The organism is Pseudomonas sp. FG86, from assembly GCF_057808775.1.
In genome coordinates, this window is the sequence record NZ_JBMDIS010000026.1 from 13,362 (window position 1) to 33,232 (window position 19,871).

At 61.9% G+C, this 19,871-nt stretch carries 19 protein-coding genes and 3 pseudogenes; 12 read left to right on the forward strand and 10 right to left on the reverse strand.

The features are described 5' to 3' along the window. Positions 1–16: 16 nt before the first annotated feature. Positions 17–526, reverse strand: a complete 510-nt coding sequence (locus tag ACODSV_RS17930) for a DUF1993 domain-containing protein (RefSeq protein ID WP_024074478.1) — start codon at positions 524–526, stop codon at positions 17–19. Positions 527–731: 205 nt separating this feature from the next. On the opposite strand from ACODSV_RS17930, the gene ACODSV_RS17935 reads away from it, so the two are divergent. After that, positions 732–1,382 carry a YceH family protein gene (locus tag ACODSV_RS17935; protein WP_069075649.1) on the forward strand — a complete coding sequence of 217 codons (651 nt, stop codon included), beginning with the start codon at positions 732–734 and terminating at the stop codon, positions 1,380–1,382. A gap of 120 nt (positions 1,383–1,502) precedes the next feature. On the opposite strand, the gene ACODSV_RS17940 is transcribed toward ACODSV_RS17935, so the two are convergent. Then, entirely contained in the window at positions 1,503–2,321 is an 819-nt protein-coding gene (locus tag ACODSV_RS17940) for a shikimate 5-dehydrogenase (RefSeq protein WP_150054468.1), read from the reverse strand. A 156-nt stretch (positions 2,322–2,477) separates the two neighbouring features. On the opposite strand from ACODSV_RS17940, the gene ACODSV_RS17945 reads away from it, so the two are divergent. From ACODSV_RS17945 to ACODSV_RS17955, 3 genes are all read left to right on the forward strand, one after another. Further along, the gene (locus tag ACODSV_RS17945) at positions 2,478–2,852 is read left to right on the forward strand and encodes a hypothetical protein (protein ID WP_041160888.1); all 375 of its coding nucleotides are present in this window, start codon (positions 2,478–2,480) and stop codon (positions 2,850–2,852) included. A gap of 232 nt (positions 2,853–3,084) precedes the next feature. Further along, complete coding sequence (locus tag ACODSV_RS17950) at positions 3,085–3,279, forward strand: hypothetical protein (protein WP_024074474.1); 195 nt, start codon at positions 3,085–3,087, stop codon at positions 3,277–3,279. Positions 3,280–3,370: 91 nt separating this feature from the next. Then, positions 3,371–3,553: a hypothetical protein gene (locus tag ACODSV_RS17955; protein WP_150054467.1), complete on the forward strand. Its 183-nt coding sequence runs from the start codon at positions 3,371–3,373 to the stop codon at positions 3,551–3,553. 3 nt (positions 3,554–3,556) lie between these two features. On the opposite strand, the gene ACODSV_RS17960 is transcribed toward ACODSV_RS17955, so the two are convergent. Beyond that, entirely contained in the window at positions 3,557–4,624 is a 1,068-nt protein-coding gene (locus ACODSV_RS17960; RefSeq protein WP_024074472.1) for an AI-2E family transporter, read from the reverse strand. A gap of 160 nt (positions 4,625–4,784) precedes the next feature. Here ACODSV_RS17960 and trhP point away from each other — a divergent pair, with 160 nt between their 5' ends. Then, positions 4,785–6,107, forward strand: coding sequence for a prephenate-dependent tRNA uridine(34) hydroxylase TrhP (trhP, locus tag ACODSV_RS17965; RefSeq protein WP_150054466.1), 1,323 nt, complete (start codon positions 4,785–4,787; stop codon positions 6,105–6,107). 4 nt (positions 6,108–6,111) lie between these two features. On the opposite strand, the gene ACODSV_RS17970 is transcribed toward trhP, so the two are convergent. The 3 genes and pseudogenes from ACODSV_RS17970 to ACODSV_RS17980 form a co-directional block, all read right to left on the reverse strand. Then, complete coding sequence (locus ACODSV_RS17970) at positions 6,112–6,933, reverse strand: methyl-accepting chemotaxis protein (RefSeq protein WP_371128941.1); 822 nt, start codon at positions 6,931–6,933, stop codon at positions 6,112–6,114. 36 nt (positions 6,934–6,969) lie between these two features. Beyond that, positions 6,970–7,791, reverse strand: a pseudogene (locus tag ACODSV_RS17975) (cache domain-containing protein); the annotation flags it as partial. A 162-nt stretch (positions 7,792–7,953) separates the two neighbouring features. Next, positions 7,954–9,273 (reverse strand): Na+/H+ antiporter family protein, encoded by a 1,320-nt coding sequence (locus ACODSV_RS17980; protein ID WP_162163605.1) that lies wholly within the window; start codon positions 9,271–9,273, stop codon positions 7,954–7,956. Positions 9,274–9,732: 459 nt separating this feature from the next. Here ACODSV_RS17980 and ACODSV_RS17985 point away from each other — a divergent pair. Both ACODSV_RS17985 and ACODSV_RS17990 read left to right on the forward strand, forming a co-directional pair. Beyond that, a pseudogene (locus ACODSV_RS17985) lies at positions 9,733–10,803 on the forward strand (cache domain-containing protein); the annotation flags it as partial. A gap of 348 nt (positions 10,804–11,151) precedes the next feature. Next, a pseudogene (locus ACODSV_RS17990) lies at positions 11,152–11,661 on the forward strand (methyl-accepting chemotaxis protein); the annotation flags it as partial. A gap of 325 nt (positions 11,662–11,986) precedes the next feature. On the opposite strand, the gene ACODSV_RS17995 reads toward ACODSV_RS17990, so the two are convergent. The 4 genes from ACODSV_RS17995 to ACODSV_RS18010 are packed head-to-tail and all read right to left on the reverse strand — an operon-like array spanning position 11,987 to position 14,584. Further along, a complete protein-coding gene (locus ACODSV_RS17995) occupies positions 11,987–13,306 on the reverse strand; it encodes a sensor histidine kinase (protein ID WP_024074467.1) in 1,320 nt (439 codons plus the stop codon). After that, positions 13,303–13,971, reverse strand: a complete 669-nt coding sequence (locus ACODSV_RS18000) for a response regulator transcription factor (RefSeq protein ID WP_069075642.1) — start codon at positions 13,969–13,971, stop codon at positions 13,303–13,305. The genes ACODSV_RS17995 and ACODSV_RS18000 overlap by 4 nt, the downstream gene beginning before the upstream one ends. Further along, positions 13,971–14,282, reverse strand: coding sequence for a PepSY domain-containing protein (locus tag ACODSV_RS18005; protein WP_150055296.1), 312 nt, complete (start codon positions 14,280–14,282; stop codon positions 13,971–13,973). Before ACODSV_RS18005 ends, ACODSV_RS18000 begins: the two co-directional genes overlap by 1 nt. Beyond that, on the reverse strand, positions 14,282–14,584 hold the full coding sequence (locus tag ACODSV_RS18010) for a PepSY domain-containing protein (RefSeq protein ID WP_024074464.1): 303 nt from the start codon (positions 14,582–14,584) through the stop codon (positions 14,282–14,284). The genes ACODSV_RS18005 and ACODSV_RS18010 overlap by 1 nt, the downstream gene beginning before the upstream one ends. Before the next feature lie 210 nt (positions 14,585–14,794). Between ACODSV_RS18010 and ACODSV_RS18015 the strand changes: the two genes are divergently transcribed. From ACODSV_RS18015 to ACODSV_RS18035, 5 genes are all read left to right on the forward strand, one after another. Beyond that, positions 14,795–15,874, forward strand: coding sequence for a patatin-like phospholipase domain-containing protein (locus ACODSV_RS18015; RefSeq protein ID WP_024074463.1), 1,080 nt, complete (start codon positions 14,795–14,797; stop codon positions 15,872–15,874). Between the two features lie 122 nt (positions 15,875–15,996). Further along, on the forward strand, positions 15,997–16,353 hold the full coding sequence (gene queD, locus ACODSV_RS18020) for a 6-carboxytetrahydropterin synthase QueD (protein WP_150055295.1): 357 nt from the start codon (positions 15,997–15,999) through the stop codon (positions 16,351–16,353). Positions 16,354–16,559: 206 nt separating this feature from the next. Next, complete coding sequence (locus ACODSV_RS18025; RefSeq protein ID WP_024074461.1) at positions 16,560–17,183, forward strand: NUDIX hydrolase; 624 nt, start codon at positions 16,560–16,562, stop codon at positions 17,181–17,183. A 192-nt stretch (positions 17,184–17,375) separates the two neighbouring features. Beyond that, positions 17,376–18,644 (forward strand): cytosine permease, encoded by a 1,269-nt coding sequence (gene codB, locus ACODSV_RS18030; RefSeq protein WP_024074460.1) that lies wholly within the window; start codon positions 17,376–17,378, stop codon positions 18,642–18,644. Then, on the forward strand, positions 18,641–19,846 hold the full coding sequence (locus ACODSV_RS18035) for a PucR family transcriptional regulator (RefSeq protein WP_024074459.1): 1,206 nt from the start codon (positions 18,641–18,643) through the stop codon (positions 19,844–19,846). Before codB ends, ACODSV_RS18035 begins: the two co-directional genes overlap by 4 nt. Positions 19,847–19,871 lie beyond the last annotated feature (25 nt).

The following is a 19,871-nucleotide window of genomic DNA, read 5'->3' on the forward strand; positions in this document are numbered from 1 at the left end:
GGGCTTTTTTATAGGCTTAGAAAGCGCCCATATAGTCGCGCTTGCCCACTTCCACACCGTTGTGACGCAACAATGCGTAAGCAGTAGTGACGTGGAAGAAGAACTGCGGCAGGCCGTAGGTCAGCAGGTAGGACTGGCCCGTGAAGCGTTTCTCTTTCGGGGTGCCTGGGCGGGTGATGATTTCGATGCCTTCCTTGCCGTCGATCTGCTCAGGCTTGATGGTGTCGACAAACGCCAGGACCTTGGCGATCAACGCTTGCAGGTCGGCGAAGGTCACTTCGCTGTCTTCGTACTTCGGCACTTCAATCTCGGCCAGGCGTGCGGAAACACCTTTGGCGAAGTCGACCGCGATCTGCACCTGGCGCACCAGTGGGAACATGTCCGGGAACAGGCGCGCTTGCAGCAGGGCATTGGGCTCGATGTTCTTGGCGGTGGCGTGGGCTTCGGCTTTGTTCAGCACATCGCTCAGGGCGTTGAGCATTTGCTTGAAGACTGGGACGGAGGCGGCGTACAGGGAAATAGTCATGACAGTCTCATCGGTAATGGCAGGGTTGGAACCAGCGGCGATTATAGCCATGCCGAGCGCTTGTCTTTTATTTTTTCCGGCTTAGGCTAGGCGGGGGCGTTCTCAATTAGATTCCCCGCCGCGCCGGGCCTGGTCTGCTTTAAGGCGACACCGGGGTGGGGAAACCCATTGAGAACGCCCCCATTCACTGCATAGGGAAAGCGCGATGACCGCCGAGCACGACACCGACACTCCTGAGCCGCGCCTGAACAGCACGGAAATCCGCATCCTGGGCTGCCTGATCGAAAAACAGGCGACCAACCCCGAAACCTATCCCCTGACCCTCAACGCCCTGGTCCTGGCCTGCAACCAGAAGACCAGCCGCGAACCCGTCATGAACCTCAGCCCAGGCCAGGTCGGCCAGAGCCTGCGCGCACTCGAAGGCCAGGGCTTTACCCGATTGGTGATGGGCAGTCGCGCCGACCGCTGGGAGCATCGGGTAGACAAGGCGCTGGAGCTGGTGCCGGCCCAGGTGATCCTGACCGGGCTGCTGTTTTTACGCGGACCGCAGACGGTCAATGAACTGCTGACCCGCAGCGGGCGCATGCATGATTTCGAAGATGCCGAGCAAGTGGTGCACCAGTTGGAACGCCTGATTGCACGCGGATTGGCGCTGCTGGTGCCACGTCAGGCCGGACAGCGGGAAGATCGCTATACCCATGCGCTGGGGGACCCGGCGGATATCGAGGCGATTATCGCGGCGCGGGGGAGCCCGGTGGAGCGCTCTGCCGGCGCGGTCTCGCTGGATCGTATTGAAGAGCTTGAAGCACGGATTGCGGCGCTGGAAGAGCGCCTGGCGCAGCTGGAACAGGCCTGACACGGTCAAACATGTGGGAGGGGGTTTGCCCCCGATAGCGGTGGTTCGGTCAATACATTCATTGCCTGATACACCGTCATCGGGGGCAAGCCCCCTCCCACATTTGATCACCAGCGTTCTTCAGCTTCGGGCAAACACCACGGCCTTTTCGAACTGTTCCTGAGTCGGTCGAATGCCGGTGTACAGGACGAACTGCTCCAGCGCCTGGATCGCAATCACTTCCAGGCCAGTAATCACCCGCTTGCCCTTGGCCCGCCCTCGCACAATCAACGGCGTTTCGGCGGGGATCGCCACCACATCGAACACTGTCTCGGCTTTATCAACGGCATCCGCCTCAAACGCCAACGCGTCCGCCTCGGCCCCGCCGGTCATGCCGATCGGCGTTACGTTAATCAGCATCCGTGGGCGCAAATCACCCAGTTCAGCCCGCCATTCGTACCCAAGATTCTGCGCCAATGCCCGCCCCGCCGTCTCATTGCGCGCCACGATCACGCCATGGGCATAGCCACCGTCACGCAAAGCACTGGCCACGGCCTTGGCCATGCCGCCGCTGCCACGCAGGGCAAAGGTCGAATCCTGCGGCACCCCGTGTTTTTTCAGCAGTTGTTCGATAGCGATGTAGTCGGTGTTGTAGGCCTTGAGGTGGCCGTCGGTGTTGACGATAGTGTTCAGGGAGTCAATGGCTTGAACCGAATCATCCAGTTCGTCCACTAAGGCAATGGCGGCTTCCTTGAACGGCATGGACACCCCGCAACCGCGAATGCCCAAGGCGCGAATACCGCCGATCGCACCGGGCAAATCCTGGCTGCTGAAGGCTTTATAGTAGAAGTTCAAACCCAACTGCTCGTACAGATGGTTATGAAAACGCAAGCCAAAATTCCCAGGGCGCGCCGACAGTGACATGCACAATTGGGTGTCCTTGTTGGGGTGCATCTGCATCGCAAGCTCCTTTAAGTAAGCAAATGGGTACAGACCTTACACAACCTTTACCTAGCGGCTGTGCTGTTTTTCAGAAATACGTTGTCTTAAAAGTATCCCCGCGACAATCCTTGAGTCTATTGATTGCAGACCACAAGCGCAGGGGCTAACCGAGGAATGACCATGATGCGTAAACTCCCCAAGATCGCCCTGCTTATCGGCGCACTCGCTATGGCAGGCCAAGCCTCAGCCCACGGTGGTGGTTGGGGTGGCCCGGCCGTTTTGGGTGCGCTTGTCGGTGCCGCCGTCGTCGGCTCCGTGGTTGCCAGCCAGCCGCGTGAGGTCTATGTGCAGCAGCCGGTGTACGTCCAGCCGCAGCCGGTGTATGCCGCTCCGCCGCCGGTCTACTACGCCCCGCCGCCCCCGGTGTACGTGCAGCAACAGGTTTACTACCGTCCGGCGCCGGTCTATTACGGACCGCCACGCGGCTACTACGGCCCTCCCCGCGGTTACTACGGCCCGCCCCACGGTTACTACGGCCGCGGCTGGTAAGCTTGAATTGACACACCTGAACAGGCCTCGCCCACACGCGGGGCTTTTTTTCGGGCGAAAAAGGCTGGATTCGGGAGGCCAATGTCGCTTTGAAGACAACAGCCAAACAGCAATCCCACATCATTCAGATCGAAAGTCTACTTGCCCGACCGGGGCTCGCGCTGTCATGTTTACGTCACGACACCCCCTCACTCTTAAACCAGTCCACCCCAAAACAACAAGGACGACTGACATGCCCACACAAAACCCGCACCGCACCGCCGGCCTCTGTACGTCCAGCAGGGTCTATAGCGCCCTGACTGAACTCAAGCACCTCGAAGGCCACCGCAGCGCGAAGTTCCTGGCATTGCTTACGGAAAACCTGGTACGCAAGGGCCTGCTCAGCGAGCAGGAAGTCGTGAGCATGCTCGATCAAGTGGTGGATTGACGCCTGGCGTTGATGTCGACTATCGAGCCAGGTGATTTTTCCTGCACGCCTGCACCCCGTAAGGTGACCTCCATAGCGATTGGAGGTATTTATGCCCACTGTTCAGATCATGTCCGTTATCGGTAGCGCCGTCCCGGCGCCCCTTCGCAAGGCCGGCTTGCTTGCCTGCTGGTATGTAGTCCGTGATGGCGAGCCCATCAGTGGCCCGCTCACCTCGTTATCGGCCGCAGAAAAACAACTGCAACACGTGACCCACTTCCGGCTCCACGCCTGAGGATCAAGGCAGTGGCAGCTTGACCCGTGGCTTGCTTTCGACAAATAGCGCCCAACTGGACATGAACAACGCCGCAACCAGCGGCCCGATCACAAACCCGTTGAGGCCGAATACCGACAGGCCGCCCAGGGTCGAGATCAGAATCAGGTAATCGGGCATCTTGGTGTCCTTGCCCACCAGGATCGGGCGCAGCACGTTATCCACCAGGCCGATCACAAAGACGCCGAACAAGCCCAGCACCACACCCTGCCAGATCGCCCCGCTGAGCAGGAAATACACGGCAACCGGCGCCCATACGATCCCCGCGCCCACGGCCGGCAGCAGCGATAGAAATGCCATCAATACCGCCCAGAGCAACGCACTGGGGATATCCAGGAACCAGAAAATCAAACCGCCCAGCGCTCCTTGGGTCACGGCCACCAGGACGTTGCCCTTGACCGTGGCACGCACCACGCGGTTGAACTTGAGTTGCAGGCGACGCTTTTGCGGTTCGGCCAAGGGCACTGCGGTACGCACCTTGCGCACCAACTCCGGGCCGTCGCGCAGCAGGAAGAACAGCAGGTACAGCATGATGAAAAAGCTCACCAGGAAATCAAACGTGCCCTGGCCAAAGCTGAACGCCTGAGTGGCGAAGAATTGGCTGCCCTGCATCGCGCTCTTGACGATTTTCTCGCGCAAGCCCTCCAGGTTGCCCATGCCGAAGCGATCCAGCAGGTGCTGGAAGTACGGTGGCAGGACGTTCTTGAACTGTTCGATGTAACCGGCCACGTCCAACTTGCCGCTCTCGATGTTCTTGTACAGCGTGGCCCCTTCCTGCACCAACAACGCACTGGTGATGATCACCGGCAGGATCGCGATGATCAGGCAGGCCGTGAGAGTCGTCAGGGACGTGAGGTTGCGATTCCAGCCAAACTTGAACTGCAGCCGGCGCTGCAAGGGCGCAAAGATGATACCGAGGATGACCGCCCAGAACACCGCGCCGTAGAACGGCAACAGAATCCAGATAAAGGCCATGGTCACCAGGACCAGTAAGAGCAACAGGGTTTTGAATTGCAGGTTGGTCGCGTTCATGTCCGATCCATGTCAAAAAAGCAGGGCGCGTGTGTGCGCCCTGGTGCTTAGTCCGCTGCGAACCCTGCGAGTGCCATCTTTGTTACAAACGTAGACCCAGATCAATAAAGCCTTCGCCAGCTTGCACTACCCTGCCGCACTTTTGCCCCAAGTGCCGACCATGCTGCCTATCATCGCTCCCGAACTGCTCGCCCCCGCCGGCACCCTGAAAAACATGCGCTACGCCTTCGCCTATGGCGCCGATGCGGTCTATGCCGGCCAGCCGCGCTACAGCTTGCGAGTGCGCAACAACGAATTCGACCACGCCAACCTGGCGCTCGGTATCCAGGAAGCCCACGTGCTGGGCAAGCGTTTCTACGTGGTGGTGAACATCGCGCCGCACAACGCCAAGCTCAAGACCTTCCTCAAGGACCTCGCCCCGGTGATCGCGATGGGCCCGGATGCGCTGATCATGTCCGACCCGGGGCTGATCATGCTGGTGCGCCGGCATTTCCCGATGATGCCGATCCACCTGTCGGTGCAGGCCAACACCGTGAACTGGGCCAGCGTGGAGTTCTGGCAACAGCAGGGCATCTGCCGTGTGATCCTGTCGCGGGAGTTGTCCCTGGAAGAAATCGGCGAGATCCGCCAGCAAGTGCCGGCCATGGAGCTGGAGGTGTTTGTGCACGGTGCGTTGTGCATGGCCTATTCCGGGCGTTGCCTGCTCTCGGGTTATATGAACAAGCGCGACGCCAACCAGGGCACCTGCACCAACGCGTGCCGCTGGAAATACCAGGCCACGCCCGCAGTGGAAAATGCCACCGGCGATATCGTCCAGGAATATCAGCCCGAGCCAACCCTGGGTATCGGCGCACCGACCGACCAGGTGTTCCTGTTGCAAGAAGCCAATCGCCCCGACGAACACATGCCCGCCTTCGAGGACGAACACGGCACCTACATCATGAACGCCAAGGACCTGCGCGCCGTACAGCACGTGGAGCGCCTGACCCATATGGGCGTGCACTCACTGAAGATCGAAGGCCGCACCAAGTCCCACTTCTACTGCGCGCGCACCACCCAGGTGTACCGCCAGGCCATCGACGATGCGGTGGCCGGGCGTGAATTCGACCGTAGCCTGATGACCAACCTGGAGTCCCTCGCCCAGCGCGGCTACACCGAAGGTTTCCTGCGCCGTCATGTCCATGACGAATACCAGAACTACCAGAACGGCAGCTCGGTTTCCGAACGCCAGCAGTTTGTCGGGGAGTTGACCGGCGAGCGCCGTGGCGAGTTGGCCGAGGTCAAGGTGAAAAACCGCTTTGCGGTGGGCAATCACCTGGAACTGATGACCCCCGCCGGCAACTTTCACTTCGACCTGGCCACGTTGCATAACGCCAAGGGCGAGGCTATTGAGGTGGCACCGGGGGATGGACACACAGTGTATGTCCCCCTGCCAGCCGAGATGGATTTGCGCTACGGCCTGTTGATGCGCGACATCGTGTAGCCGCTCAGATCCTGAACTGACCGACCAATTGCCCCAGGCGCTGGCCCAGATCAGCCAGGCTGCGCGACGTCTGGGCGCCCAATTGGGTTTCATCGGCCACGCTGTCCACGGCCACGGCAATCTGATGCACGCTGCGATTGATCTCTTCGGCCACTGCCGTTTGCTCTTCAGCGGCGCTGGCGATCTGCGCGTTCATCGAATTGATGGTGCCGATCAACTGCGCCATGGTGTCGAGTGACGCCCCGGCTTCGTTGGCCTGGGCCGAAGTGCCGTCACCGGCATCGCTGGAGCGGCGCATGGCATCGACAGCGGCCTCGGTGCCTTTTTGCAGGCGGTCGATCATGCCCTGGATTTCCTGGGTGCTGGTCTGGGTACGGCTGGCCAGCGCGCGCACCTCGTCGGCGACTACGGCGAAACCCCGCCCGGCCTCCCCGGCCCGGGCGGCTTCAATGGCGGCATTGAGGGCCAACAGGTTGGTCTGCTCGGCAATCGAGCGGATGACGCTCAGTACGCTGACAATCGACGATACATCCTGCTTCAAGCTGTCGAGGGACACGCCACTGCTGCGGATATCGTTCACCAGCGCATGGATTTGCGCGATGCTGCCGTCCACCACGCGCTTGGCGGCCTGGCCTTCGGCGTCGGTCTGTTGCGCGGCCACGGAGGCACCTTGGGCACTGCGCGCCACTTCTTGCGCAGCGGAAGACATCTGGTTGATCGCCGTGGCCACCTGGTCGGTCTCGTGGCGCTGGCGCTCCATGGCCTGTTCTGAACGCTGGGCCTGCTCGGACACCTGGCTGACCAGGCCGGTGAGTTGCGCGGTCATTTCGGTGATCTGGCGCACCAGGCCGTGGATCTTGTCGACAAACCGATTGAACGCCCCGGCCAGGTCGCCCAGTTCATCCTGGCTGGTGATGGCCAGGCGGCGGGTCAGGTCGCCTTCGCCGGCGGCGATGTCGTCGAGGTTGGCTTTCATCAGGTGCAGTGGACGCAGGATGGTATTGGCCAGCACCACGCCCACGGCGGCGATCACCAGCAACACCACCACGGCCACGCCGAGGATGCTCAGCAATACGCCTTCCATGCGTTTTTCCACCTTGGCCTCGACCACCGCCACCTGGGCTTCAATGCCGTCCAGGTTGACCGACGTGCCGATCACCATGTCCCATTTGGGCAGGTATTCGGTGTAGCCCATCTTGGGTACCAGTTCGGTCTGGCCCGGTTGGGTCGAACTGTATTGCAGGTAGTGGGTGCCATCCTTGCCGACCTTGACCAGGTCGCGGTTGACGTAGACGCCGTTGGGGTCACGGTTGTCCTTGAAGCTCTTGCCCACACCGTCCGGGCTGTTGCCCTTGAACAGGCGGATGGTCTCGGAGTCGTAGCCAAAGAAGTAACCGTCCTTGCCGTAGCTGGTGTTGGACAGCAGCTTGACCACCTCGGCGCGCGCCGCCGTATCGCCGGGGGCCGCCGCGTCGTAGAGCGGCTTGATGGTGGTCATGGCCACTTCTACATAACTTTTCAGGGTGGCCTTGGCGTCATTGAGCAGGCGCTGGCGGGTTTCATCCACCTCGTTACGCGCTTGCCCCTGGAGGATCGACACGGTGGTCAGGCTGATCACCAGGGCAAACAAGAGCACCGGCACGACGGCGAGGGACAGGACTTTGGCCTTCAAACTCAGACGCATGGCTTTTCTCTCTTATTAGTGGCGACTTAAAGAGGTTAGCGGCCAATTGAGAAATATCTGTAGGAGCGAGCGTGCTCACGAAAAACCTGAGCACCGCAGGGTGTCAGGTTTGCCGCGTTATCGTTGACGTTCTTCGCGAGCCAGGGCGGTGCAACATGCCGGTCAGAGGATCATGGCGGCCAGCCAGCCAAACGCCAGCAGCGGGATGTTGTAATGCAGAAATGTCGGCACCACGGTGTCCCAGATATGGTGGTGCTGGCCGTCGATATTCAGGCCGGAAGTCGGGCCCAGGGTGGAGTCCGAGGCAGGCGAGCCGGCATCGCCGAGGGCGCCGGCCGTGCCGACGATGCATACGATGGCCAGCGGGCTGAAGCCCAATTGCACGCACAGCGGCACGAAAATCGCCGCCAGGATCGGCACGGTGGAGAACGACGAACCGATCCCCATGGTCACCAACAGGCCCACCAGCAACATCAACAACGCCCCAACCCCACGGCTATGCCCGATAAACGCCGCCGAGGCCTCCACCAAGGAGCGCACGTCGCCGGTGGCCTTGAGCACTTCGGCAAAACCCGACGAGGCAATCATGATGAAGCCGATCATGGCCATCATCTTCATGCCTTCGGTGAATAAATCGTCGGTCTCGCGCCAGCGCACGATGCCCGACACCGAGAAAATCAGGAACCCCGCCAGGGCGCCGATGATCATCGAATCCAGCCACAGCTGAATAATGAACGCCGAGGCAATCGCCACACCCGCCACCAGCAGGGTCAGCGGGTTGTACTGCACCGCCACTTGCTCGACCCGCTCGATTTTCTCCAGGTCATACACGCGTTTCTTGCGATAGCTGATAAACACCGCCACCAGCAGGCCAACCACCATGCCTAACGCCGGCAGCCCCATGGCATGGGTGACATTGACCTGGCTGATGTCCACGCCGCTCTTGGCCACGTTGGCCAGCAGGATCTGGTTGAGGAAGATATTGCCGAACCCTACCGGCAGGAACATGTACGGCGTGATCAGGCCGAAGGTCATCACACAGGCGATCAGGCGGCGATCCAGTTGCAGCTTGGTCAACACGTAGAGCAGCGGTGGCACCAGCAGTGGGATAAAGGCGATATGGATGGGCAAGATGTTCTGCGAAGCAATTGCTACCCCCCACAACAGGCCGATCAACACCCATTTGACATGACTGCCGCCCGTGGCTTCCTGGCGGTCCACCAACATCAACGCCTTGTCCGCCAGGGCATGGGCCAGGCCGGACTTGGCAATGGCCACCGCAAAAGCGCCGAGCAATGCGTAGGACAACGCCACGGTCGCGCCACCGCCCAGCCCACCATTGAAGGCCTGGAGAGTGGCCTCGATGCCCAGGCCGCCAGTCAGGCCACCCACCAGGGCGCCGACAATGATGGCAATGACCACATGCACGCGGGACAGGCTGAGCACCAGCATGGTGCCGACCGCGGCGATGACTGCGTTAATCATGGTTACCTCAAGACAGAAACATAAAAACAGGCATGCCCACGCGTGCGGCCACGGTAATGGCGGCCAGCATGCAGGCTTCAAGGAGGTCTTATTAGAGGGCGCGCACTTTGCAGCAGGCGGGGCCGCATGTCAAAAAACGACGCCGCTGCGAGATTTAAATTGAACGTTTGAATAAAGAAAAACTTGCAGCGGTCGATACAGGGGTTCTTTGTGTTTTCAGGTTAAGGATGCTCCGCGATGTCCCTCAGACAGCTCTCCATTCAATGGAAAATCACCCTGCTCGCCGGCCTTTGCCTGTTGGGGATCGTGACCCTGCTGGTAGGTCTGTCGCTGTATCGCATGGAGCACAGCTCCGAACAGGTCAAGGTTTCGAGCATGCAGATGCTCGATGAAGCCGCCCAGGCGCGTATCGAGGCGCAAGGCGACGTGCAGGCGTTGGGTATTCGCCAGCAGTTCATGGACGCCTACCAGTACGGCCACGGTTTTTCCCGCCAGGTGCTGTTCCTGCGCGAACAGGCCGAGAAACGCTTCCTCGACGCTTTCGACACCCGCGAAGACCTGACCCGCCAGGTCAAGGCTGCACTGCAGGCCAACCCGGACCTGTTGGGCCTGTCCCTGGTGTTCGAAGCCAATGCACTGGACGGCAAGGACGAACTGTTCGCCAACCAGGCAGAGCTGGGCAGCAACGACAAGGGCCGGTTCGCCCTGTACTGGTCGCAACCGACGCCGGGCAAACTGACGTCGATGCCGCTGCCCGAAAGCGACATGACCGACACATCCGTCGGCCCAAGCGGTGAAAAAGCCAACGCCTGGTTCACCTGCCCACGCACCACCCTCAAGCCGTGCGTGATCGAACCCTATTTTTATCGGATCGACGGGCAGAACGTGCTGATGACCAGCATCGTCTTCCCGCTGATGGTCAACGGCAAAGTCATCGCCTCGTTGTCGGTGGACATCAACCTCAACAGCCTGCAGAGCATCAGCCAACGGGCCAGCGAGAAGCTGTATGACGGGCAGACCCAGGTCAGCATCCTCAGCCCCACCGGCCTGCTTGCCGGCTATAGCCCGGACGCCAGCAAGCTCAGCCAGCGCCTTGAGCAGGTCGACAGCGCCAACGGCGCACAACTGACCAGCGCCCTGGCCGGCAGTACGCAAATCAGCAGCCTGCGCACCGACCATCGACTGAAGGTCCTGGCGCCGTTCGCGCCGATTCCCGGTGGCAAGTCGTGGGGTGTGTTGCTGGATGTGCCGGAAAAAGTCCTGGTGGGGCCGGCAGAAGCACTGAAGGCGCAGATGGATGCCGATAACACCCGCGGCACCCTGCTGGAACTGGGCCTGGGCCTGCTGGCCGCCGTGATCGGCCTGATCCTGGTGTGGCTGATGGCGCGCAGCGTGACCCGACCGATCCTCGGTGTGGCGCACATGCTCGAAGACATCGCCAGCGGCGAAGGCGACCTGACCCGTCGCCTGGCTTATGACAAGCCAGACGAACTGGGCCAACTGGCCGGCTGGTTCAACCGCTTCCTCGACAAGCTGCAACCGATCATTGCCGAGGTCAAACGCTCGGTGCAGGACGCCCGTGGCACCGCCGACCAGTCCGCCGCGATTGCCAGCCAAACCAGCGCCGGCATGGAACAGCAATACCGCCAGGTCGACCAGGTGGCCACCGCCTCCCATGAAATGAGCGCCACCGCCCAGGACGTCGCCCGCAGCGCGGCCCAGGCGGCCCAAGCGGCGCGGGATGCCGACCAGGCAACCCGCGACGGTCTGACGGTAATCGACCGCACCACCACCAACATCGGGCTCCTCGCTGCGGACATGAGCACGGCCATGACCCAGGTCGAAGGCCTGGCGGCCAACAGCGAGCAGATTGGTTCGGTGCTGGAAGTGATTCGCGGCATTGCCGAGCAAACCAACCTGCTGGCCCTTAACGCTGCCATCGAAGCTGCCCGCGCCGGTGAGGCAGGCCGTGGCTTTGCCGTAGTGGCTGACGAAGTGCGCAACCTGGCGCGACGGACCCAGGAGTCAGTGGAAGAAACCCGCCTGGTGATCGAACAGCTGCAAAGCGGCACCACCGACGTGGTCGGCGCCATGGGCAACAGCTATCGCCAGGCCCAGGGCAGCGTCGAACAAGTGGGCGAAGCGGTCACCGCACTGCGCCAGATCGGCGACGCGGTGACGGTGATCAGCGACATGAACCTGCAAATCGCCAGCGCCGCCGAAGAGCAAAGTGCGGTGGCCGAAGAGATCAATAGCAATGTGGCAACGATCCGCGATGTCACCGAGTCGCTGTCGGAGCAAGCCAATGAATCGGCGCGGGTCAGCCAGGCGTTGAACAGCCTGGCCAACCAGCAGCAGGGGTTGATGGACCAGTTCCGCGTCTGAGGGTCGAAGGCAGTCCAATGTGAGAGGCCCCACACCCTCGTCGACGTGGCGCTGTCTCACAGCCGACTGTGACCTCTAGGGTGAGTGGGCTGGTAAGTGGGCTTGTTGTGATGAGTGGCCTTGTGGCGAGTGGCCTTGTTGTGGCGAGCGGGCTTGTCCCGCGTTGGGCTGCGAAGCGGCCCCAAAACCTGGCGATTTAATATGCCTGGATAAACGCGGTGGCTTTATTGGGGCTGCTGCGCAGCCCAACGCGGGACAAGCCCGCTCGCCACAACAAGCCTGCTCACCACAACAAGCCCGCTCCCACATTTTTATCTAAGGTGTGTCAGCCATGGCGCTTGGGTAATTCGATCAACGCCTTCAAGCCGCCCAACTCGCTCTCCTGCAACTGCAACACCCCGCCCCACACCTCGACGATATCCCGCACGATCCCCAGGCCCAGGCCATGGCCGTCCGTCTGCTCATCGAGACGTGTACCACGGCTGAACACTTCGTCGCGCTGGGTCTCGGGAATGCCAGGGCCGTCATCCTCCACCGTCAGCAGGTAACTGTGTGGCGTCTCGCTGACGCTGACGCGTACTTCGGCATCTGCCCATTTGCAGGCGTTGTCCAGCAGGTTGCCGAGCAGCTCCAGCAGGTCTTCGCGATCCCACGGCAGTTGCAGGCCCGGAGCGACGTGGTGGCTCAGGTCCAGGTGGTCGCCGTGGATCATGTTCAACGTGGCCAGCAGGCCGGGCAGTTCTTTTTCACAATCAAACAAGGCGCCCGGCAGGGTTTCGCCGGCCAGGCGCGCACGGTTGAGTTCACGATTGAGGCGTTGCTGCACCTGCTCCAACTGGTCACGCAGCAATTTGCGCAACTCGGGGTGGTCCTTGAGCGCCTCGCTGGAGGCCGCACTCAGCAGCACCGCCAGCGGGGTTTTCAGTGCATGCCCCAGGTTGCCCAGGGCGTTGCGCGAGCGCTTGAGGCTGTCTTCAGTGTGAGCCAGCAGGTGGTTGATCTGCGCCACCAGCGGCTCCAGTTCCAGCGGCACCTGGGTGTCGAGCTGGGAACGCTGGCCCTGTTGCAATTGGGCGATCTGGTTGCGCGCGGTTTCCAGGGGGCGCAACGCCCGGCGCACGGTGACTCGTTGCAGGATCAGCACCAGCAGCAGCGCCGCCAGCCCCAGCACCAGGCCGATTTGGCGCATCAGTCGGAAGCTTTCGCGCACCGGTGTGTAGTCCTGGGCCACGCTGATCGAAATCGCTTGGCCAAAGCGCTTGTAGTCCGAGCGTAGTACCAGCAGCTGCTGGCCCTCCGGCCCCAGTTGCAGGTTGCCCTTGAGCCCGGTCTCGGGGAGCCGGGGCAGTTCCTGGTCCCACAGTGAGCGGGAGCGCCAGTGAATGTCGGCAAAATCGATACGAAAATAATGCCCGGAGAACGGCCGCTGATACGCCGGCGACAGGCGGTGCTCATCCAACTGCACGCCGTTGGGCCCACGCACCAGCGCCACCAGCAGGTTCTCGCTGTCGTTACGCAAGCCAGCTTCCAGGTAACGCTGCAAACCGGCCTCGAACAACCACAGGCTGGTTTGCGCGAGTACCACGCCGACGATCACCATCACGCTGATCAGCCCCAGGCTCAGGCGTCGCTGGATCGACTTCATGCAGGGCTGGCGCCAAACCGGTAGCCCTGGCCGCGCCGGGTTTCGATCACGCTGCGGCCCAGCTTGCGGCGCAGATGGTTGACGTGGACTTCCAGCACATTGGAGTCGCGCTCGGTCTCGCCGTCATAAAGATGCTCGGCCAGATGGCTTTTCGACAGGATCTGTTCCGGGTGCAGCATGAAATAACGCAACAGGCGGAATTCGGCGGCGGTCAGTTGGATTTCCTCGCCGTCGCGCAACACGCACTGGCGGCCCTCGTCCAGATGCAGGCCGGCAGCTTGCAGGGTGGGCTGGTTGGCCTGGCCATGGGAACGGCGCAACAACGCCTGGATGCGCAGGTGCAGCTCTTCAGGGTGAAAGGGTTTGCTCAGGTAATCGTCGGCGCCGGCCTTGAGCCCCTCGATGCGCTCGGCCCAGGAATCCCGGGCGGTGAGCACCAGCACCGGGGTGGCCAGCGCGGCTGCGCGCCATTGCGCCAGCACTTCCAGCCCCGGCAAGCCAGGCAGGCCAAGGTCGAGGATGATCAGGTCATAGGGCTCGCTGCGGCCCTGATACACCGCGTCGCGCCCATCCGCCAGCCAATCGACCGCATAGCCCTGGCGTTGCAGCCCAGCCAGCAGTTCATCGGCCAGGGGTACGTTGTCTTCCACCAGCAGCAGGCGCATCAGTCTTCCTCGTCTTTGATCAGCGCACCGGTCGTGGCGTCGAGCTTAATCTCGCGCACCACGCCTTCGGTGGTCACCAGTTCCACTTCATACGCGTACTGGCCATGTTTTTTCTCAAGTTCCGCCTCCAGCAACCGCGAGCCGGGGTGCCGCGCCATGGCCTGCTGCAACAGTTGCTCCAGCGGCAGGATCACGCCCTGCTGGCGTAGCGCCAAGGCTTCATCCTGGTTGAGGTCACGGGCCGACAGGTTTGAGCAGAATGCCAGGAGCACCAGCACCGCCAAACCCGTGGCACGTCGATATACCTTCATTACGTATCCTGATGATTCTTGAGAACTTGCCCGGTGAGCGCGTCCAATTCAACGTCCCATTCGATACCGTGGGCATCTTCCAGTTCGACTTCATAGATGTACTTGCCATAGGCCTCATCCAGATCGGTGTCCAACAGCGTTGAGCCGGGATGCAGGGCCAGGGCGGTGGCGTCCAGTTGATCAAAGGCGACAATTGTAACAGTGGCGGGCACGGTCAGTGGCTTGTCAGGGTCCACGGCTCCAGCCTGGGTCGCCGTGGACGTGATGATAGCGGCGGCGACCAGAGCTGTGAGGCGCTTCATGATAAGTCTCCGTTACACGATGTTTTCCTACGCCGGTCACGGTAACGGCTGCAACTTAACTGAAACTGAATTGCCACCATGGCAATTACGAGTATGCGCAAACGCGGTCACAAAGATTTCGCCAGCATCGTGTGTATCCAGGATTCACGCGTTATCGTTGACGTTTTCGCGAGCAACCTCGCGCCTGAACTTGCCTCAACAGAGACCGGTATGACAGCCATCCATATCAAGTTTCCCGCCCTGACGCTCAAGGCCGGTAAACGTGCGTTCACCCGCATTCGCGAACAGGGCCTGCAGCCGGCCGACGTCGGCACCCTCCCCGGCGCGGCCGGCGGCCCTAAAGCCTTAGGCATCCAGGGCCTGGACCTGGCCCTGTTCGGCGACTGGCTGCCCCGCGCGCCCCGGGAACGCGCGCTGATCGGCGCGTCGATCGGCTCCTGGCGCTTTGCCAGTGCCTGCCTGCCCGACCCGGTGCAAGGCTTGCTCGACCTCGGCCGACTGTACAACGAACAACGCTTTGCCAAGGGCGTCACCATGGCCGACGTCAGCCAGAGCTGCCAGCGCATGCTCGATGACCTGCTGGCCGGACGTGATGCCCAGGTGCTGGACACCCCCAACTATCGATTGAACATCATGGTCGTCAAGAGCCACGGCCTGCTCGCCGATGACCATCGCGGGCGTCTTGGCCTCGGCCTGTCGTCGGTGATTGCCGACAACCTGCGTGGCCGCGCGCGGCTGTCGCGGCATTTCGAACGACTGATCGTCCACGACCCCCGCCAGGCGCCGCCGGTGCATCCGTTGAAGGATTTTCCGTCGCGCTTCCTCACCCTGGACCTGGGCAACCTGCGCCAGGCGCTGCTGGCCTCCGGCTCGATCCCCATGGTGATGCAAGGCGTGCGCGACCTGCCCGGAGCGGGTGCCGGCACCTACCGCGACGGCGGCCTGCTGGACTATCACCTGGACCTGCCCTACCACGGCGACGACATCGTGCTGTACCCGCACTTCACCGACCGGGTCATCCCCGGCTGGTTCGACAAGGGCCTGCCGTGGCGGCGCAGCAACCCACAAGGCTTGCAGGATGTGTTGCTGCTGGCGCCGTCCAAGGACTACCTGGCCCGCCTGCCACACGGCAAACTGCCGGATCGCAGCGATTTCAAGCGCTTCATGGGGGATGACCCGAGTCGTAACCGGTACTGGCAGACCGCGATGAGCGAGAGCCAGCGATTGGGCGATGAGTTTCTGGCATTGGCCGATAACGGTGGATTAGGCGAGCGCTTGCAAGCCCTTTGACCCAACGCCTTTCTCCTGGAGGAGCGAGTCTGTTCGCGCCTGCAGAGGGACGGTATGCGCGACGTGTGATGTAGCTGTTAAACTCGCCGCCTGCCAGAAACCTGACCGAGCCGAAAAATACTGTGGAAATCTTCAAGGAATTTACATTCGAGTCCGCCCACCGCCTGCCCCATGTACCGGAAGGCCATAAGTGCGGGCGCCTGCATGGGCATTCGTTCAAGGTGGCGATCCACCTGAGCGGCGACCTGGACCCTCATACAGGCTGGATTCGCGACTTCTCGGAGATCAAGGCGATTTTCAAGCCGCTCTACGAACGCCTCGACCACAACTACCTGAACGACATCCCGGGCCTCGAAAACCCGACCAGCGAAGTACTGGCCAAGTGGATCTGGGCCGAACTCAAACCCCTGCTGCCGGAGCTCTGCGCCATTCGCATCCATGAGACCTGCACCAGCGGCTGCATCTATCGCGGTGAATAAACCCATGCGGTACAAAACACCCTGGCGGTAATGCCAGTCAGCCAAGGAAGAACACGGTCACTGTGGCGAGGGCGTTTGCGCCTTCGCCACAGGTTAGCGGTGACCCGCTCTATCCCTTGCTTGACCCGCATCACCCTTGCGGTGTTTTTTTATGCCCGGTATTACAGGCTTGGACCTGCCCCTGTTCAGTCACCCACGAGGTTCGTATGGAAAACATCTGGCTGGCCCAGGCCAAACGCTTGCAGGCACTGGCTTCCACCGGGCTGCATTTTTGCACCGACGATTTCGAGCGCGAGCGTCTGGAAGAAATTGCCGAAATTGCCCATAGCATGCTCGCGCAACTGGGCAATGTGCCGCTGGAGCGCATCACCGGGTTGGTGAGCGATTTTGCCCAGCGCTATTCCACGCCGATGATCGATGTGCGCGGCGCGGTGATCGAGGGTGACAAGATCCTGCTGGTGCGCGAGTTGACCGACGGTTGCTGGGCCCTGCCAGGGGGCTACGCCGATATCGGCTTGTCGGCGGCAGAAAACATCATCAAGGAAATTCGCGAGGAAGCCGGGCTGACCGTGACCGCACGGGCGCTGTACAGCGTGACGCACAAGGCCAAGGGGTTGTACCGGCCGGATGTGCGGGACTTCTACAAGCTGTATTTCCTGTGTGAGCGGGTCGACCAACTGGCACCCGCGGCGGGTTTTGAAACCACCGAGGTGGGTTTTTTCGCCCTGGACAACCTGCCGCCACTGTCCCGTGGCCGCACCATTGAAAGTGATCTGGAAGCGGCGTTTGCCTTTCATCGCGGCGAGACCACCCAGACCCTGTTCGACTGATCCAATTTGTATCACCGCTGCACCGCTTTCGTGCCCGATTGGGCACACAGAACACTCCTGCCCGCGCGCGCCCCCCTGATTGGCTATAAATACTGTGCACACTGCACAACGCCCGCCATGCGTCCTTCACTGCGGCGAATGTGGCACGCGCGGTGCAATAGGCCTGCGTCACTCATTCAGGGAGCAAGGCACATGACGCAGCAAGATCCAGGCAACGATTACCCCCTCAGCGAAGTCCCCATGCATGCGCGCAAGGGGCTGGCGTCGACCGCCATGGTGCTGCTGGGTTTCACGTTTTTTACCGCAACCATGTTTGCCGGCGGCAAGCTGGGGGTGGCCTTCAGTTTCATCGACATGCTCGGCGTCGTGGCCTTGGGTAACCTGCTGTTGGGCATCTACGCCGCCGGCCTGGGTTACATCGCCTTCAAGAGTGGGCTGAATTCAGTGCTGATGGGACGCTTCTGTTTTGGCGAAGTGGGCAGCAAGCTCAGTGACTTGATCCTCGGTTTCACCCAGATCGGCTGGTATGCCTGGGGCACCGCCACGGCCGCCGTGGTGCTGGGCAAATACTTCGAGCTGAGCCAGGGCAGTGTGCTGGCGCTGATGGTGCTGTTTGGCCTGGTGTTCTGCGCCACGGCCTATGTGGGCTATCGAGGGTTGGAGATTCTGTCGTACATCGCGGTGCCGGCCATGGGCATTCTGCTGTTTCTGTCGATGTGGGTGGCGACCGTCAAGGTCGGCGGGCTGGACGGCCTGCTGGCGGTGGTGCCGAGCGGTACGCTGGACTTGTCCACGGCGATCACCCTGGTGTTCGGCACCTTTGTCAGCGGCGCGACCCAGGCCACCAACTGGACACGGTTTTCCCGCTCGGCCAAGGTCGCGGTACTGGCCAGCCTGATCGGCTTCTTTGTCGGCAATGGCCTGATGGTATTGATCGGCGCCTATGGGGCCATCGTCTATCAGCAACCGGATGTGGTGGAAGTCTTGCTGCTGCAAGGTTTTGCCATGGCGGCGATGGCCATGCTGTTGCTCAACATCTGGAGCACCCAGGACAACACCATCTATAACTTCGCCGTCGCCGGTTGCAACCTGCTGCGCACCCGACGTCGCAAGACCGTGACCCTCGCCGGGGCGGTGATCGGCACCCTGCTCGCCCTGCTGGGCATGTACGACCTGCTGGTGCCTTACCTGATCCTGTTGGGCACGGTGATCCCGCCCATCGGCGGCGTGATCATGGCGGACTTCTTCTATCGCTATCGCGGCCAGTACCCGCGCCTGGCAGAGGCGCGCCTGCCCGCGTTCAACTGGCCGGGCCTGGTGGCGTACGCCGTGGGCACGTTGCTGGCATTCAACTCACCCTGGGTCGCGCCGCTGGTGGGGATTGTGGCGGCGTCGCTGACCTACGTGGTGCTCACCGCCGTCCTGCGTGTGCGCACGCCATTGGCTGACGCCCAGGCATGAGCCTGACCCTTGCCGATGTGCTGGCCCTGCCGGGCCTGGAGTCCATGCGCCTGCGCGCTGGCTCGGCCGGCCTGGATAACGTGGTGCGCTGGCCGTATGTGGCCGAAAACACTGGGATCGCCGAATGGGTGCTCGGCGGTGAACTGGTGTTCGTCACCGGTATCAACCACCCCCGGGATGAGGCCAACCTCCTGCAACTGCTGGACGAAGCCTGTCAGCGCCAAGTGGCCGGGTTGGTGATCCTGACCGGCCCCGCCTATATCCAGGTGATCCCCCAGCGCTTGCTGGACGCCGCCGAAGCCGCTGGCCTGCCCCTGATCGAGCAGCCCTACTCGTTGAAAATGGTGTTGGTGACCCAGGCGATCGGCTCGGCGCTGATCCAGTCCGAACAACTGGGGCGTTCGCGGCACGATGTGCTGGAACGCTTGCTGGCCGGCGACTTTCAATCCCTGGACCTCCTGCTGCACCGCGCCGCTCAACTGGGCCTGTCGCTGGCAGGGCATTGGCAAGTGGTGCAATTACAGCTGGAGGGCAGCGACGCATTGTTTACCCAGGGCGATGCCGGGCACATGGAAGCGCAGTTGGCTCGGCAACACGAAAGCATTACTCGGCGCCTGCGTCAGTATTCGGCGTCGATACCCGTCCTCGGGAGGGCCGGGCAATGGACGTTGTTGCTGCCGGCCGCGGATGCCGTTGCCGCCTTGGCCAACCGCGAGCAGTTGGCCAGTTGGTTGAAGCCATTGAACCTGCGCCTGGCGCCCCTGAAAGTGTTTATCGGCCTGAGCGCCGCCGCCCATCCGCCTGCGCGCCTGGCCCTGGCACAGGAGGAAGCACGCCAGGCGTTGACCGCCGCGCGACGCTTCAGCGAGCGCGCCGGGCTGTGCGTGTATGACGAACTGGGCGTGCTGAAACTGCTCAGCGGTGTTCGCGATCGCGCGCTGCTCGATCAGTTTCTCAATGAGCGCCTGGGCCCGTTACTGCGCCATGACCGGCATCACGGCCCAAGCCTGATGCCGACCCTGGAAGCCTGGTTTCATGAGAATGGTAACCTTGTGGCCGCCGCCCAGCGCCTGGCCGTTCACCGCAATACCCTGACGCACCGCGTCCAGCGCATCGAAGCCCTGTGCGGGCTGACGCTGGATAATTCATACGACCGCCTGGACATCGGTATCGCCCTGATGATCTGGCGGCTGTCTGCCTGATTGTTTTAGCCAAGAGGAACTTGCC